The 15568-nt window shown below is 45.6% G+C and carries 19 protein-coding genes; 5 read left to right on the plus strand and 14 right to left on the minus strand.

Features of this window, described 5'->3' with window-relative positions; all coding sequences use genetic code 11:
* Positions 1-55: 55 nt before the first annotated feature.
* From JJQ88_RS04445 to JJQ88_RS04470, 6 genes are all read right to left on the minus strand, one after another.
* Positions 56-184, minus strand: a complete 129-nt coding sequence (locus JJQ88_RS04445) for a YjcZ family sporulation protein (RefSeq protein WP_210364539.1) — start codon at positions 182-184, stop codon at positions 56-58.
* A 645-nt stretch (positions 185-829) separates the two neighbouring features.
* Entirely contained in the window at positions 830-1186 is a 357-nt protein-coding gene (gene spoVAE / locus JJQ88_RS04450; protein ID WP_210364540.1) for a stage V sporulation protein AE, read from the minus strand.
* A gap of 17 nt (positions 1187-1203) precedes the next feature.
* Entirely contained in the window at positions 1204-2217 is a 1014-nt protein-coding gene (spoVAD, locus tag JJQ88_RS04455) for a stage V sporulation protein AD (protein WP_210364541.1), read from the minus strand.
* Complete coding sequence (gene spoVAC / locus JJQ88_RS04460; RefSeq protein ID WP_210364542.1) at positions 2218-2694, minus strand: stage V sporulation protein AC; 477 nt, start codon at positions 2692-2694, stop codon at positions 2218-2220.
* A 15-nt stretch (positions 2695-2709) separates the two neighbouring features.
* A complete protein-coding gene (locus JJQ88_RS04465; protein ID WP_210364543.1) occupies positions 2710-3195 on the minus strand; it encodes a YhcN/YlaJ family sporulation lipoprotein in 486 nt (161 codons plus the stop codon).
* A gap of 376 nt (positions 3196-3571) precedes the next feature.
* Positions 3572-3940: a DUF1360 domain-containing protein gene (locus JJQ88_RS04470; RefSeq protein WP_481748280.1), complete on the minus strand. Its 369-nt coding sequence runs from the start codon at positions 3938-3940 to the stop codon at positions 3572-3574.
* Positions 3941-4117: 177 nt separating this feature from the next.
* On the opposite strand from JJQ88_RS04470, the gene JJQ88_RS04475 reads away from it, so the two are divergent.
* Positions 4118-4606 carry a CotY/CotZ family spore coat protein gene (locus JJQ88_RS04475; RefSeq protein WP_210364544.1) on the plus strand — a complete coding sequence of 163 codons (489 nt, stop codon included), beginning with the start codon at positions 4118-4120 and terminating at the stop codon, positions 4604-4606.
* 46 nt (positions 4607-4652) lie between these two features.
* Here the strand turns inward: JJQ88_RS04475 and JJQ88_RS04480 are convergent, their stop codons facing one another.
* The 8 genes from JJQ88_RS04480 to JJQ88_RS04515 form a co-directional block, all read right to left on the minus strand.
* The gene (locus JJQ88_RS04480) at positions 4653-5114 is read right to left on the minus strand and encodes a CotO family spore coat protein (RefSeq protein WP_210364545.1); all 462 of its coding nucleotides are present in this window, start codon (positions 5112-5114) and stop codon (positions 4653-4655) included.
* A gap of 174 nt (positions 5115-5288) precedes the next feature.
* A complete protein-coding gene (gene fabI / locus JJQ88_RS04485) occupies positions 5289-6056 on the minus strand; it encodes an enoyl-ACP reductase FabI (RefSeq protein WP_210364546.1) in 768 nt (255 codons plus the stop codon).
* 106 nt (positions 6057-6162) lie between these two features.
* Positions 6163-8022, minus strand: a complete 1860-nt coding sequence (locus JJQ88_RS04490; protein WP_210364547.1) for a monovalent cation:proton antiporter family protein — start codon at positions 8020-8022, stop codon at positions 6163-6165.
* A gap of 12 nt (positions 8023-8034) precedes the next feature.
* Positions 8035-9360, minus strand: a complete 1326-nt coding sequence (gene mgtE, locus JJQ88_RS04495; protein WP_246860949.1) for a magnesium transporter — start codon at positions 9358-9360, stop codon at positions 8035-8037.
* A gap of 448 nt (positions 9361-9808) precedes the next feature.
* On the minus strand, positions 9809-10717 hold the full coding sequence (locus tag JJQ88_RS04500; RefSeq protein WP_210364549.1) for an RluA family pseudouridine synthase: 909 nt from the start codon (positions 10715-10717) through the stop codon (positions 9809-9811).
* A 32-nt stretch (positions 10718-10749) separates the two neighbouring features.
* Entirely contained in the window at positions 10750-11550 is an 801-nt protein-coding gene (locus JJQ88_RS04505; protein WP_210364550.1) for an NAD kinase, read from the minus strand.
* A 32-nt stretch (positions 11551-11582) separates the two neighbouring features.
* Positions 11583-12221 (minus strand): GTP diphosphokinase, encoded by a 639-nt coding sequence (yjbM, locus tag JJQ88_RS04510; RefSeq protein WP_282597662.1) that lies wholly within the window; start codon positions 12219-12221, stop codon positions 11583-11585.
* Positions 12222-12258: 37 nt separating this feature from the next.
* Positions 12259-12639 (minus strand): UPF0738 family protein, encoded by a 381-nt coding sequence (locus JJQ88_RS04515; protein ID WP_246860937.1) that lies wholly within the window; start codon positions 12637-12639, stop codon positions 12259-12261.
* Positions 12640-12757: 118 nt separating this feature from the next.
* Here JJQ88_RS04515 and JJQ88_RS04520 point away from each other — a divergent pair, with 118 nt between their 5' ends.
* From JJQ88_RS04520 to JJQ88_RS04535, 4 genes are all read left to right on the plus strand, one after another.
* A complete protein-coding gene (locus JJQ88_RS04520) occupies positions 12758-13345 on the plus strand; it encodes a CYTH domain-containing protein (protein WP_210364552.1) in 588 nt (195 codons plus the stop codon).
* A 22-nt stretch (positions 13346-13367) separates the two neighbouring features.
* A complete protein-coding gene (locus JJQ88_RS04525; protein ID WP_210364553.1) occupies positions 13368-14012 on the plus strand; it encodes a lytic transglycosylase domain-containing protein in 645 nt (214 codons plus the stop codon).
* 178 nt (positions 14013-14190) lie between these two features.
* Positions 14191-14592: a globin domain-containing protein gene (locus JJQ88_RS04530; protein WP_210364554.1), complete on the plus strand. Its 402-nt coding sequence runs from the start codon at positions 14191-14193 to the stop codon at positions 14590-14592.
* The gene (locus tag JJQ88_RS04535; RefSeq protein WP_282597663.1) at positions 14589-15470 is read left to right on the plus strand and encodes a ClpXP adapter SpxH family protein; all 882 of its coding nucleotides are present in this window, start codon (positions 14589-14591) and stop codon (positions 15468-15470) included. The genes JJQ88_RS04530 and JJQ88_RS04535 overlap by 4 nt, the downstream gene beginning before the upstream one ends.
* Positions 15471-15568: the final 98 nt, after the last annotated feature.

Here is a 15568-nt window from a genome sequence, read left to right on the forward strand (position 1 = left end):
CAAGAAAGAGCCCTTCCAGAATAGGAATGGCTCCTTGTTTGAAAAAACTTCTTCCTTAGTTGTAGAAGCTGGCTCCTACAATAATCAACAAAATGAACAGCACAACGATCAACACGAATGTTGAACCATAATAGCCGCCATAGCCATATCCATAGCCACCATAGCCCCAATAACCGAAGCCCATGCTCTTTCACCTCACTTTTATCGAGTCAATATCAATATATGTGAAGGCTTTGCGGATGTATGGGCGAGCTCCCTAAAAACTGAAACAAGTTAAAAACTTAATGAATTCGGGAAGATTTCGGTGCCTTAGCTTCTGGCCAAAAAAGGGTGCTTTCCACTTCTTTCCGACGTGATCATTAGCTGCTTTGATGCTGTTCACATTCCTGTCTAAGTAAGTCCTTGATTCTAGCGTTTTTTAAGTGTTATTTAGCGGAATTTCCTTTGATTTAGCGGAGATCGCAATTTTTCGGCGAACCCTAACGATATCTGACGAACCCGGAGTATTCAACCTTCTGGCTATGTTAAATTGATTGTTGATTTCCACTCCGGGCCTTCGACGGACAGGAAGTCCTAGTGCCGACTTTGCCGCAGGACGCGGCGGTTTTAGTCGGCCGCTTTCCACCTCGTGCCAAGGAACCTTCTTGGCGCTTTGCACCTCCGGGCTCCCTGCCCCGTACTCCCGCTGGACACTGGATGGGCTTCCTCGAGTTTGCCAACGCACGAAGGAAATGCGTTAGCATTTTTGAGGATTCTGCGTGCCTTCCGCTCCAACCAATAGGTATTCAAATTCAACACTGGTCTTTAACATAGCCAACGTTTTAAAAAATCAGCCTTTTGGCTTAAAAATAAGGGCTCCGATGAATCCGAAGATGACAGCAGCGGAAATGCCCGAACTGGTGATTTCGAACATCCCTGTCAACACCCCGACAAGCCCATGCTGCTCTGCTTCCTGCAAAGCGCCGTGAACAAGTGAGTTTCCAAAGCTTGTAATTGGAATCGTCGCGCCAGCACCGGCAAAATCAATCAGTGGTTCATACAGACCGAATCCATCAAGTACTGCTCCAATAACAACAAGCAAACTCATCGTATGTCCAGGAGTCAATTTAGCGATATCGAATAACAGCTGCCCTCCCACACAAATCAGCCCGCCAATGACAAATGCCCAGAAAAACATTGGAAGCATAGTGTGATCCCCCCTTTTTAATTCGTCTCAATCGATACAGCATGAGCTATGCATGGAATACTTTCTTTTTGCTGGAAAGACAACGGGGACAATAGCGCGCCAGTTGCGACGACAAGGATTTTTTTATAGACACCTTGCCGCATCTGGTTGAGCAAGTGTCCATATAGGACCGAGGCAGAACATCCCGCTCCGCTTCCTCCTGACTGCACAGGCTGGTCTTCTTTATAAATCATCAGCCCGCAATCCTGGAATTGTTCCCTTGTTACGTTCAAGCCTGTCTGTTGCAAAAGTTCGTAAGTTGTCTCCTGGCCGATCCGCCCGAGGTCCCCCGTCACAATCAAATCATAATAAGAAGGATCGATGCGCAGATCCCTGAAGTGGGCAGTGATTGTATCCGCTGCGGCGGGAGCCATCGCGCCGCCCATATTGAATGGGTCTGTCAAGCCCATGTCGATCACCTTCCCAATCGTCGCTGAAGTTGTCACTAGTTTTCCAGCCTTATCAGGATTGTCCGTCACCACGGCCACTCCTGCACCGGTTACCGTCCACTGAGCAGTCGGAGGCTTCTGCCCGCCATATTCCGTTGGATAGCGAAACTGTTTTTCGACCGCCGCATTGTGGCTTGAAGCGCCAGTCACCGTTTTCTTGGCTCCATTGTAATTGATGATGAAGGAAGCTAGCGCCAGTCCCTCCATAGATGTTGAACAGGCACCGAACAGGCCGAAATAAGGAATCTGCATCGTCCGTGCCGCAAAGCTGCTTGGTGTGATTTGGTTGACTAAATCCCCCGCAAGCATGAAATGTATATCTTCCTTAGTATAATTGGCCTTTTGGAGGGCAGCATCAATCGCTTCCTCCAGCAGCAGCTTATGTGCCTTTTCATAAGAATCCTGTCCCATCCAGAGATCGTCATGGAGAATATCAAAGTCGGCTGCCAGGTTCCCCCTTGCCTCAAAAGGGCCACCAGTAGCGGCTGAAGCCTCAATGACAGGCAAATTCGCGAATTTCCATGATTGATGGCCAACCAGCATTCACAGCACCCCCATCATTTGGAGCAAAGTTTTTACCAGCGCGACTACAAAAGCAGAGAACACTCCGAACAAGATGACCGTACCCGCTAGTTTGAACATATTTCCGCCTACTCCCAGCACAAAGCCCTCGGTCCTGTGTTCAATTGCCGCCGAAATCACAGAGTTTCCGAATCCGGTTACAGGCACAGCGCTTCCTGCCCCGGCAAATTGTCCGATACGATCGTAAATCCCAAAGCCAGTGAGCAGCATCGAAATGAAAATCATTGTCGCAACAGTTGGGTTCCCTGCAGTCTGCTCAGTAAAGTTAAAGAAATAGATATAAAAATAGGTGAGGGCCTGTCCGATTAAGCAAATGGTACCCCCAACAAAGAAAGCTTTGACACAATTCTTTACGACCGGACGCTTCAATTCATGCTTTTGCTCCAGCTGCTGGTATTGCTGCTGTTCGGGTGTCAGCTTTTGTTTATTATTCCCCATCTCGCTCATCCTTTCTTATGTCATTTCCTTTTTCAATTTAATGATACCTTGAAGTTTTTTCTCCGCTTTTTCTTCGGAATAGTCAGGATCCTTCATCATTTCCCGCAATTCGACTGCCTCGATGAAAATCTTGAAATCACTGGAGACAATGAAATTCTCACCCGGATAGTTTGTTTCCAGTTTCTTATTGACTTCTTTTTCGATCCGTTTCATTGCGAAACGCTTTAGATGCTTGACCTTGTATGCAACAAGGATATTTTTTTTGCCCGTTATGACAGCGACATCATAAATTTCATCGAATGACCGGATATCTCTTTTAACGTCTTCCGCTAGTTCTACATTCTTTTCGTCAAAATCATCCGTTGCCCCGGGTTTAGGATTGATAGACTGGATCATCGATGTCCCGCTCTCTGGAGAAGTCTTTCCAAACGAACAGCCGGAAACGACCAGAGACATTGCTGCCAATATGAGAATGTTAAAAACTGCACGTTTCTTATCCATTTTTCGATTCCTTTCCTGTGAAATGATAAAATTATTTTCCACGTTTCCATCCATGTTTATGAATTTTTTGTTATGTGATTATTTCCCAAAATAAAAAAACGTCTGCCAGACACTTGGCAAACGCGAAGGTTCTTATTTGTGTCCTTTAGACCAGTACTCATTTAATGGAGACAAAGAAGTCTTCTTTGCCACCTTTTGTCCTCTTGGTACTGGACTTTTAATACAAACTCATCCTCTTTTCTTACTGCATCCGCAGCCTCCCTTTCTTCTTCTCCGTTGCGGCCTATGCAAAGAATGAGCAGTGGTCTTTTTATTCGCTTCTGCTTCTTTTTTAAGTTTTTGGTTTTCCATGCTTGATCTTCCTTTCTTTCTTGTTTTATCCTCTCTCAATCAGGAATGTTTGAATGATTGAAGACATCCCTGCAATAGCGAAGATAGAAATAAACGGCATCATGATTTCCGGTATGAAATAATAGCCGCAATAAACCATCACCGAACACCAGAATCCTGTACACCAATGGCAGCTTAACAGCTCACCGATCCAGTACCTGATTCCCTCTCCCTTAATTTCAATATAGGCTTCTTCACTTCCATCCGGCAATGTCTCCACAAACGTTTCATGAAATGGCCGACGGATAAATTCGGTGATCTTATCAAAGACAATCAGGCGGGTCAAACGGAAACTTGCAAAAACAATCAGGATCAACTCGAGATAACTGTCCATCTTTTCCCCTTCTATCTTCATTAATTTTGATCCCTGACATTATATGCCTGTACAAGCGGTGGAGTATGGGCTGGCAACGCTTTATCCGTACTTTTTGTTTCTCCTTTGAAAATTAGACAATCACCCACACCAAACACTTCCTTTTTCATATTCTGTTAAAGACAATAGGTCAAAAATAAAAAAGGAGATGAATGTTTAATGTCATGTGGAAAACATAATGGCGGCGGCTCTTCATCTGATAACTGTGTTTGCGATGTACTAAGAGAAATTGCCCGCGTACAGGACATGGTGGAAGATGAGTGCTGTGTCACTAGCTGCGAGCGCTCAATCCAGGCGCTTTTAGGAGAGACAGCGAACAACAATCTTGATACAATCCCAATCATCCTTTACTGTAAATGCGATCCTTTCCTCGGTGTAGGAGTAGGCACTGCTACTACAGGAGGCAACACTACTTTTGATTGCATCGAATCCTTTGTATTCAGAGTATGTTCGGTCGATGATGACTGCTGTGCCGTATTGGAATTGCTGGATACCGGACATGATCCAAATCCATCCCAGGGACCTTGCTCTCAATTCCAAGGCAATGTTAAACTAACCGACCTTACACGTACAGGCGTTTGCATCACGGTTGACCTGTCTTGCTTCTGTGCAGTTACATGCCTTCCGGCTGTGACAGCCCACCAATAATAGACACAACAAACAAGGCTTACCGATTCGGTAAGCCTTGTTTCTTTTATAGACGTTTCAGGATAACATCCGTGATTTCTTCAACCGGGATCTTCAAATGCTTTTTCCCTCTCACAGGCTTGATGGTGACTTCCCCATCTTTGTTCGATACAAAGTACCCCTGGTAAACCTTCTTTTCTGTTACAAATAAATAAACGATTTTTACGATCCGCATCGGAAGCGCTCTGAGGCTTTCCAGCTTTTCTTCTATGCTTAATTTATGGAAGGGGACTTTGAATTGGGGCAGTCTTACCTTTTCATCGGTCCCCTGAAGTTCAATTTCTCCATTGATTTCCTTTGCTTCTTTCTCGCTTTCAGGTTCAGTCAGATGTTCCGTCTCTTCGACTTTGTTTTTGGAACGATATGTCCCTTGCATAGAGGTATTTTCCACTTTCCATTCAGGCTGATCGACAAAAATCAAGGGACCTTTCCTTTGGGTCCTTAAGGTGCTTCTTTTCTGTTTGCTCATCCGATTCCCTCCGCTTGTCGTGATTACATAAACCTCTTTCGCTTCTTTCCTTCTTTTTCACTCCTTTGCTCTTTTTTTCTTTATATGTATTTGTATGCACCGGATGAGTTTCTGTTGAAGAAACTGCATTTCATAAAAAAGACCTGATGGCACACGCCATTCAGGTCTTGGTCATTATAGGATATGGAACCCGGAATCCACGTGGATGTTTTCACCAGTGATTCCGCGTGAAAGATCACTGAACAGGAACAAAGCTGTATCGCCAACCTCCTCAGGAGTCGTGTTCCTGCGAAGCGGCGCTTTTTCCTCGATTTCCTTAAGAATTGAGTTAAAATCACTGACCCCTTTTGCCGACAAGGTCCTGATCGGTCCTGCTGAAATGGAATTGACACGGATATTGTATTTGCCAAGATCAGCGGCAAGGTAGCGGACACTGGCGTCAAGTGAGGCTTTCGCCACTCCCATTACGTTATAGTTCTGGATAGCTCGTTCTCCGCCAAGATAGGTAAGCGTCACGATGCTTCCCCCTTCAGCCATTAGTTCCCTCGCTTCCTTCGCGACAGCAGTCAAGGAGTATGAACTGATGTTGTGGGCCAGCAGGAAACCATCGCGTGTGACATTCAGATATTCACCTTGAAGCTCTTCTTTTTTGGCAAAAGCGATGCAGTGGGCAATACCATCGATTTTGCCTGCTGTTTCCTTGATTTCCCTGAAACATTTTGCAATATCCTCATCCACGGTTACATCGCAAGGCAGTACAGGATACTCTGGATTCAGAGACTCTGCAAGATCGCGGACGCTTTTTTCCAGGCGCTCTCCTGCATATGTAAAAATAAGATTGGCTCCCGCGTTATGGAGTGCTTGGGCAATCCCCCAGGCGATGCTCCTTTTATTGGCCACTCCCATGACAACATATGTTTTGCCGTTTAGAGAAAGAGTCATTTCTAAAATCCCCCTATTAATACATGTTATTAGTACCTAGTGCTAATTCTACACTATCCTAACACTTTTGCAAAGGAAAACCCGCCAAAAAGGCGGGTTAAAATATTCAGCACCAGTAGCAAAACTCCAGTTCGGCTTTCAATTCATCCACGTATTCCTTTGAGCCTGTGACAATCAAGCGGTCATTCAGGCGTAATTCGGTATCCCCGTGGGGAACGATGGACTCATTCTCACGGAGGATACGGACAAAAATGACATCGCCTGTAAAAGGAAAACGCCTGATGCTCATCCCATCGAAATGATCGTTCAACATCTTGATTTCGTGAAGCGCGTGTTCCTTGTTCGTCAAGATGCTCATGACCCCAGGTGACTCGATCATCGCGCGAAGCAAGGACTCAGTAGAGCGAAGGACAGAGAATACTTCTACTCCTTTTAGCTTCAGCGTCTCGACAAGCTCCGGGTTCTCGATCCGGGCGATGACCCGTTCCATGCCTTTGTCTTTGGCGTTTTCGGCGATTTCGGCATTCAATGCATCATCCCCTGTGGAAATGACAACGATATCAGCTTCGTACACCCCTTTTTCTTCAAGGGTTACCGTTTTGTAATCAGGCATTTCGACGATTTCGAAAACAGAGCTTGCTATTTTTTTGTCTGCCTTATCCTGTTTGGTATGGTATAAAATCGTCTCATATAATGAAGATTTCAAATCACGGGACACAGGAAGTGTCATCTGATTAGCCCCGATAAACGCAACATTGATTTTCTTCTCCTCGACAGCGGCCCTTGGGAACACCTTTTTAAAGAGGATAGGCGTCAGCACACTTGAAATGACCGCTACGAGAATCAAGGTTCCGCTCATTTCTGGAGTGATCATTTCCATTCTTTCCCCAATCGTGGCTGCCGCGATAACCAGCGATAACGTCGATGTCAATAAGAACCCTGAAGCAAGGACGGTTTTTGTGTCATACCATTTTTTTAGCAAGTACACCGGCACTACTTTCGAAATGAATAAGGCCAGCAGCAAAAGCGGGATGAGGAGAAGCAACTTCTTATCACTCAACAATGACCAGATATCGAGTTCAACCCCGACCATCACGAAAAATATCGGGATCAGGAACCCATAGCCGAACGAATCGAGTTTATGGACCAGCTCCTGGTCAGGTGCCAATAATGATACAAGGACCCCGGCGAGGAATGCTCCGAGGATATTTTCTGCGCCTACTGTTTCAGAAATCGCAACAAGCAAAATGATCAATGCGAAAACAGCCCTTGTTCCAATCTGGGTTGTCCCTGTTGAAAGGGCATTGACAAAGGCGCGATTCTGGAATACCCTGCCGAGGAAGTACAAAGCCACCCCTGCAGCAAACAGGACAAGGAGCAGCCAAGTGTTCCCTTCTCCTCCATCGTGGAGGGAAACGAATACAGCAAGCAGGATCATCGTTGCCAGATCAGCAATGACCGCTACCAATAGAATGATTTGGCCAATGTTCGTCTTCATCAAATAAGCATCTTTCAGGGTAGGGACAACGACTCCCAGGGAAATAGTCGAGATGATCAAGGTCATCAGGAATATATCTTCAATGAAGCCCGCGAGCACGAATAAATAGGAAAGGCCAAAAGAGACAATGAAAATCCCGATAAAGATCATCGTTGCGACCGAGAATGTATTTGGCTCGTTTTTGCCGTTAGGCATCCGTTTATTCTTTTTGCCCCTAGAAAAGGCAGTGAAGTCGATCTCAAGTCCGCTAAGGAACATCAGGAATAAAAAACCCAATGTCGACAGCGTGCTCAGCCAGGCATCCTCATGGACAATATCGAAGCCGGACTGGCCGATGATCAAGCCCATGATGATCTCAGCAACCACGACGGGCATGAAGTTCAATTTGAGGCGGTGAAGCAGAATTGGTGTAATGAATGCAACGAGGATGACGATCACGAGTGAAGTAATCGATGCATGCTGTTCCATACACATCCCTCCTTAACTTGTCAGATAGCTCATGAATGCCGTAGCAATTCCAAAGTAAATCAAAATACTGATGATATCATTGATCGTTGTGATAAAAGGTCCTGATGCAACCGCCGGATCAATATTCAAACGATGCATCAGCAGAGGGACTAATGAGCCTGCGAGTGTAGCAACGATCAAGGTGATGAAAATCGAAACCCCCACTAGAGCTCCCAGGAAAAAATCTCCCTGCCAAAAATAAACGATGAAGGTGACAAGGAAACCGCAAATCGCGCCTGTAATCATCCCTGTACCGGCTTCCCTCAGGATAATCGCCCATTTGCTTTCTTTTTCCAGGTCGCCAGTAGCAATCCCCCTGACCGCAACCGCAAGCGCCTGTGTTCCAGTATTGCCAGCCATGCCAGCAATCAGCGGGATGAAAACTGCAAGGATGGCCACTTGATTGAGTGTTTCCTCGAATCTGCCAATCAAGCTTGCTGTGAACATGCCGAGAAAAAGGAGGATGATCAGCCAAGGCAGCCTTTTTTTTGCAGCCGAGATAGGATTCTTGTCAACTTTATCGACATCAGCGATACCAGCAAGCTTTGAATAGTCATCAGAAGCTTCTTCTTCCATGACATCGATGATATCGTCGACCGTGATGATTCCGAGAAGATGGTTCTGGAAGTCAACAACGGGAAGTGCAAGAAAGTTGTAATCCCTCATTTTCCTGGCAACCTCCTCCTGGTCTTCGCCGACCGATACCGAAACAACACGTTCATTCATGATTTCTGAAATCATCGTATCATCATCCGACACGATCAAATCCCTGAGGGAAATCACACCCGCAAGGCGCTTTTCTTCATCCACGACGAATAAGTAGTAAATCGTTTCAGCTTCAGGCGCTTCTTTTTTCAGGATATACATCGCTGACCTGACCGTCTGGTTCGCTGAAATCGAAATGAATTCCGTTGTCATGATACTTCCGGCAGTGTATTCCTCATAATGGAGCAGATCTTTGATTTCCTGCGCCGCTTCTTCATCCATGATTGTCAGGTAGCTGACAACCTGGTCCTTATCGAGTTCATTCAGGACGTCAACCGCATCATCCGCATACATTTCAGAAAGCATGTCAGCTGCATAAGCCGGATTCATTTGTGCCAGTGCTTCTTTGAAATCTTCTTCGTCCGTTTCCAGGTTCTCGAAAATATCCGCCATCTCTTTCGGTGATAAATAAGAGTAAACCTTTGCCCTTAATTTATCATCCAGCCCGCTGAAAAATTCAGCCTGGTCATAGGGATGGAGTTCCATGAACTCCTCACGGAAATCGTCAATCTTTTCAGAGTAAAGTGCCTGCATCAGCAGCTCGGTGTTGATTTGCTGCTTTGCCAAGGATTCTTGCCATTCTTCAGCCATCCACTTTACCCCCTTTCATCAAACTGATCAATCTTTTCATTATACTAGCATGGATTAATTCCTTTGTCTTTTATGATCTTCCCTGTAACCGCTTCCTTTTAAATTTTCCTTAAACGCTGTATAAAAAAGTATAGCTATGCTATGAAAAATCATCAGTACCAGTCCCTCCCCCTGCGCAGCCATTAGGTTATTGGACAGGAGGCGGAAGGGCGTTTAGCAGCTGCCTGGGTTGTACATCCCTGCTGCGCCTTGTTACCGGCGCAACTATTAGGGAAAAGCGGCCTTGCATGTTTCTTGATGCGCTGTTTTATGCCATTGGGGCAGATGCTTCGCCTGGACATATGCGTAAGCGGATGTCCTTACGAGCTTATCCAGTAAAAAAGCAAACCATCTATTCGTGTGGTTTGCCTTTCCCAACTAGCTTCCCTATGTCTTCTGGAATATCTGCTTTGAAGTGTAAAACCTGGTTCAGGAATGGGTGGGTGAATTCGATTTCCCGGCAATGGAGTGCTTGCCTGCCTATTAAATCTTTCTTTCCGCCGTACAGGCTATCCCCTAGAAGCGGATGTCCGATATGTGACATGTGTACCCTGATCTGATGGGTCCTGCCTGTCAGCAGCCGAAGCTTGACGTGGGTGTATCCGTCATAGTGGTTCAGCACATGGAAGAGTGTGCAGGCATATTGGCCATGAGGATTGACCTCACGTTCGATGATGCTGTCACTTTTCCTGGCAATCGGCTTTTCGATCTTGCCTTCATCCATGCCGACAGGACCCGTGACAAGTGCTTCGTATGTACGGTGGATTCCGCCCTCCCGTTGCTGTTTGCTGAAAAGATGATGCACATGGCTGTGCTTGGCAACAAGGACGATTCCAGAAGTATCCCGATCAAGACGAGTGACGATGTGCGTGGTTGCAGCAATTCCCTTTTCTTTGTAATAGCTGATCAGTCCGCTTGCGAGGCTGCCATATGGGTGCTCCCTGGAAGGAATCGTGTTCATTGCTGGGGGCTTGTTGACAACAAGGATATATTCATCTTCATACATGATGGAAAGCGGAATCGGCTCTCCTCTCAATCCTGCTGATGGTTCTTCAGAGGGGAATGCTACCTTCACATTATCGCTGCTGCTCAACTGATACCTTACATTCACTTCAATGCCATTTACAGTTATCATTCCACCCTTGAACTTGATATCTGTAAGGGCAGACCTGGAGATTTCTTTTTCCTTCAGGAATTCGCGAAGCAGTTTGCCTTCGTCTGTACTGGCGGCTGTCCACTCAAGGCTGAATCGTTTTGCCATATTCGCTGCTCCAGTCCATTGGTAAATTTCCATCAGTCGCTGTCCGAGATGAAGGAATCATGCACTCTTTTCCAGAAAGGGAATGGCCGGAACCTGGCAAAGCGAATCTTTTCATCCGCCACCCTGAACTGGATTGACTTCACATCTTTGTGCAATAACGTCAAATGATCGACGGTTACTTGGAAGTCGGGCCGGTTAACCGGTTTGAGTGTGCATGTATGATGGTCGGGGAGGATCAATGGCGAACCGACCGTCCTGAACACCCTATTGTTGATGGATGCCATTTCAGCTACCTGGATAGCGCGCAGCGATGGATGGATGATTGCTCCTCCAAGTGCTTTGTTATAAGCTGTACTGCCTGAGGGAGTAGAAACACATAGGCCATCGCCACGGAAGCGTTCGAAATGCTGTCCCCTGATTTCCACGTCCATTACGAGCGTCCCCTCGACCGATTTAACCGTTGACTCATTCAATGCGAGGTAGCGGGTTTCCCTACCGCCATGCTGGTATCGGATAATGACCTCAAGCAGCGGATATTCTATTACCTGATAGGGAGTCTTTGCGATTGCGATAACAAGCTTTTCAATCTCCTCGGGCACCCAGTCCGCATAAAATCCAAGATGTCCAGTATGTACACCAATGAAAGCAGTCTTATCAAGCCTGTTGCTATAGCGGTGGAATGCGTATAGAAGCGTCCCATCCCCTCCTACTGATATGCAAAGGTCCGGCTGATCCTCATCATAGATGAGGTCGAAATCCATAAGATAGCTCTTCATCTTTTGCATCAGCGTATTTGACCGGGAATCTCCCTTTGAAGTGATCGCAAATTTCATGAGTCCACTTCCCCCTTAATACAATAATCAAGTTACTTCTTGCGGTCCTGCTGCATTTCTTTTTTTCGGGTGAAAAAAGCTTGCGCTTCCTGGATTTCCCCGCGGATTGAAGACATTTCTTCATCAAGGCGGAAAGCAGCCTCAGCAGCTCTCTGTAGCCTGATCCTGATATCCTCCGGGAAAAGCCCCTTATACTTATAGTTTAAAGAATGCTCTACTGTTGCCCAAAAATTCATCGCCAGTGTGCGTATTTGGATTTCAGCAAGAATCTTCTTTTCCCCCCTGATTGTCTGGACTGGATAGCGGATCACCACATGGTAGGAACGGTAACCGCTTGCTTTTTTATGGGAAATATAATCCCGCTCTTCGACAATCTCAAAATCGTTCCTTTTCCTCAGCAGTTCCACCACGATCCTGATATCATCAACAAACTGGCACATCATCCTCAAGCCTGCGATATCCTGCATTTCAGTATCCAGATTATCTAATGAAATTCCTTTATGATGTGCTTTGTCAAGTATACTTGCAATAGGTTTTACCCTTCCTGTGACAAATTCAATCGGGGAATGGTCGGAATTCAATTCGTACTGGCTCCTCATGCCCTTCAGTTTGACTTTAAGCTCTTCGACAGCCAGTTTGTACGGTTCTAAAAACTGATCCCAGTTTTTCAATATCAGTCACCTCATCCGAATCTATCTTTTAAGAAGCTTATGCGGAGGGTGCAGCAAAAATCTGTTCCACCTTTGCGACCATTTCCTCTCCGTAATTGCTGTTCCCTGTAATATTGGCTATCAGGTAATCCATTTCCTGCCGGAACCCTGGCAGTCGAAGCTTGTTTCTGCCTGATATAAGGCTTGCTTCAAGCCCTGCCTGTAATCCATCATGGATGATATCCCATATTCGTTCAGGAATCGAAAGATATTGATAGCCGCCTTCTTTTTCTACGATATAGATAAAGGATAACTGATCGGAATCAACCAGCATTTGGCCAGTTGCCGTCATTTCTTCAATCCCCGCCTCCAGATCGGCAGTGAGCAGCAGCTCGTTGTTTTTAATTGTCGCATCATTGATCTCTATTCTTTGGCTCATTCTATCCAACCTCCATAATCGATTATATTTTATCATATACAGTTAATTTCTACTAAGGATTGAAGCAGACGGGAATTAAAGAGATAATAGAGAAAGATTCCCGTGAAAGGAAGAAAATATGACCGAGAATATCGAAATTGAATTCAAGAATATGCTTACCGCCGAGGAATTCCGGCGGCTTCTGAACTTTTTCAATGTTACTGCTTCCGATTTTAAAAAACAGACCAACCATTATTTTGACACGAGGTCTTTTTCCTTGAAAGAGAACGGCTCGGCATTACGGATCCGCGAAAAAGAAAATGGCTTCGAGATGACCCTGAAACAGCCAGCGCCCCGTGGATTGCTGGAAACGAACCAATCCATATCAGCGGATGCTGCAAAAGACATGATCCATTCCGGAAAGCCGATCGAGGGTGCAGTGAAAGAGGCAGTCTCCAGGCTGATAGGCAATTTGGATTCTTTGCAGTATTTCGGCTCCCTAACAACAATCCGCGCCGAATTCGAGTACAAGGGGGGCCTGCTCGTACTGGACCATAGTTACTATTTAAATTTGGAAGATTATGAGATAGAATATGAAGTGGCGGATGAAGAGGAAGGTTCAAAGATTTTTTCAGCTTTGCTAGAAGGACTTAACATTCCAATAAGGCCGACCGATAATAAAATCAGAAGGTTTTATCTGGCGAAATACCATCAATTGAAAGAGTAAAGTGAGACAGGAGTTTCGATATATGAACATTGAACAACTAAAAGCCATGATTGAATTGCAGGCTCTCCAAAATTTCAGCAAGCCTGCAGGGCAATCGGGAAACGGCCTTTTTCAGGAAATGCTGTCTGGTATGCTTGATGGCAAAAATCAGGTTCTGGGAACAGTCGCAACCCTGGTGGATGATGTTCATCCAGCAGGCAATGTCAATCAGGATCGCATTTTCAACCTGGCACAGAACAGCATCCAGCAAATGCTCCCCCCTGTCCAGCTGACGAAACTGTCTTTAAAGAACAATGATTTTGATGAAATCGTCGAACAGGCTGCAGCTAAATACAATCTGCCTGTGAAATTAATAAAGTCTGTCATCCAAAAGGAATCGAATTTCAATCCGAACGCTGTCAGTCCAGCTGGCGCCTCAGGCTTGATGCAACTGATGCCGTCAACAGCAAGGGGACTTGGCGTTAAGAACATTTTTGATCCCGCTGAAAATATTTTCGCAGGAACGAAATACTTAAGGCAGATGATGGATAAATATGACGGCCGTCTTGAATTAGCACTGGCCGCATACAATGCCGGACCGGGAAACGTGGATAAATATGGAGGCATCCCGCCGTTCAGGGAAACACAGAATTACGTACAAAAGATCAGGAATATGTTCTATGGATGATATTTCCAACCGTCTGTCATTGGCAACAGACGGTTTTTTTGTGTACATTATTAAGACACATTGCGTCTTTAAGCTATTTATTTGAGATATAAATTTAGCATTGCTAAAATAAATAGCATAACTTGAATGCTGGAACCGTTTTTCCACTATAAAAATTCTTTTCAAAGGAGTTATAAATATGGTTGAGAATAAGAGCCTACCATTCGAAGCCATTGGCGAAGGAACACTTCACCGGCTGGTCGACGCTTTTTACCACCGTGTTGGAATGCATCCTGATCTTGCTCCTATTTTCCCGGATGATCTATCTGAAACCGCACGCAAACAAAAACAGTTCTTGACTCAATATTTAGGAGGACCTCCTTTATATACAAATGAACATGGCCATCCAATGCTCCGCGCAAGGCACCTGCCTTTCCGGGTGACACCGAAAAGAGCCAGGGCCTGGCTTGCCTGCATGGCCGAAGCAATGGATGAAGTTGGCCTGGACGGGCCTGTCAGGGACGATTTCTATGCACGCCTTAACCTGACGGCACAGCATATGATCAACACACCTGATGGTGAAGATGGTGAAAACACATGAGACTCAGCAGGGAAAATTTATTATGCTATGATCCTGCTGAGCTGTGCCACAGCATGGATAAAAAGCCGCTAGAGATATACATGTTCGTTGATCCGCTCTGCCCTGAGTGCTGGGCACTTGAGCCGATTACCAAGAAGCTGCAGATTGAATATGGGAAGTATTTCTCAATCCGCCATGTATTAAGCGGAAAACTGGCAACCTTGAATATGTGCAGAAAGAAACGGTATGAGACGATTGCCGAACTTTGGGAAAAGACAGCGAGCAGGACCGGGATGTCCTGTGACGGCAGCCTGTGGTTCGAAAACCCGGTTTCCTCTCCATATCTGGCTTCCATCGCCATCAAGTCAGCTGAGCTGCAGGGCAAAAAGAAAGGCATTCGTTTTTTGCGCAAGCTTCAGGAAGTTTTATTCCTTGAGAAACAAAATATATCAAATTTCGATGTGTTGAAAAGCTGCGCCCGAAATGTCGGCCTGGATGTTGAAGAGTTTGTCACCGATATCCACTCGGAAACGGCTGCCCGTGCATTCCAGGGAGATCTGAAAATCACGAACGAAATGGATGTGGAGGAAATCCCAACACTCGTATTCTTTAACGAGAATGTTGAAGATGAAGGAATTAAAATCACCGGATATTATCCTTATGAGGTATACGTCCAAATCCTAGAAGAAATGCTTCCTGAAAAACCGGAGCCTGCGAAGCCTCCTTCCATTGAGAACTTCATTAAGCATTATACAATGGTCGCAACGAAGGAAGTGGCAGTCGTATACGACATGACTTCTGCACAGGCGGAAAAGGAAATGAAAAAACTATTGCTCAAACAAAAAGTCGAGCAAGTACCGGCAAAATACGGAATGTTTTGGAGATCGATCGAGGAATGACCGTGCAGGCGCACGGTTTTTTTCTTCTGCATGTGGCATTCCCTGTGCATGACAAGCATGTCCTCTTTTTGCTAATCTTGTGCTCAATAAAATGACTC

The sequence above is a fragment of the Bacillus sp. REN3 genome, assembly GCF_017912555.1.
In the GTDB taxonomy this organism is placed as follows: Bacteria; Bacillota; Bacilli; order Bacillales; family Cytobacillaceae; genus Mesobacillus.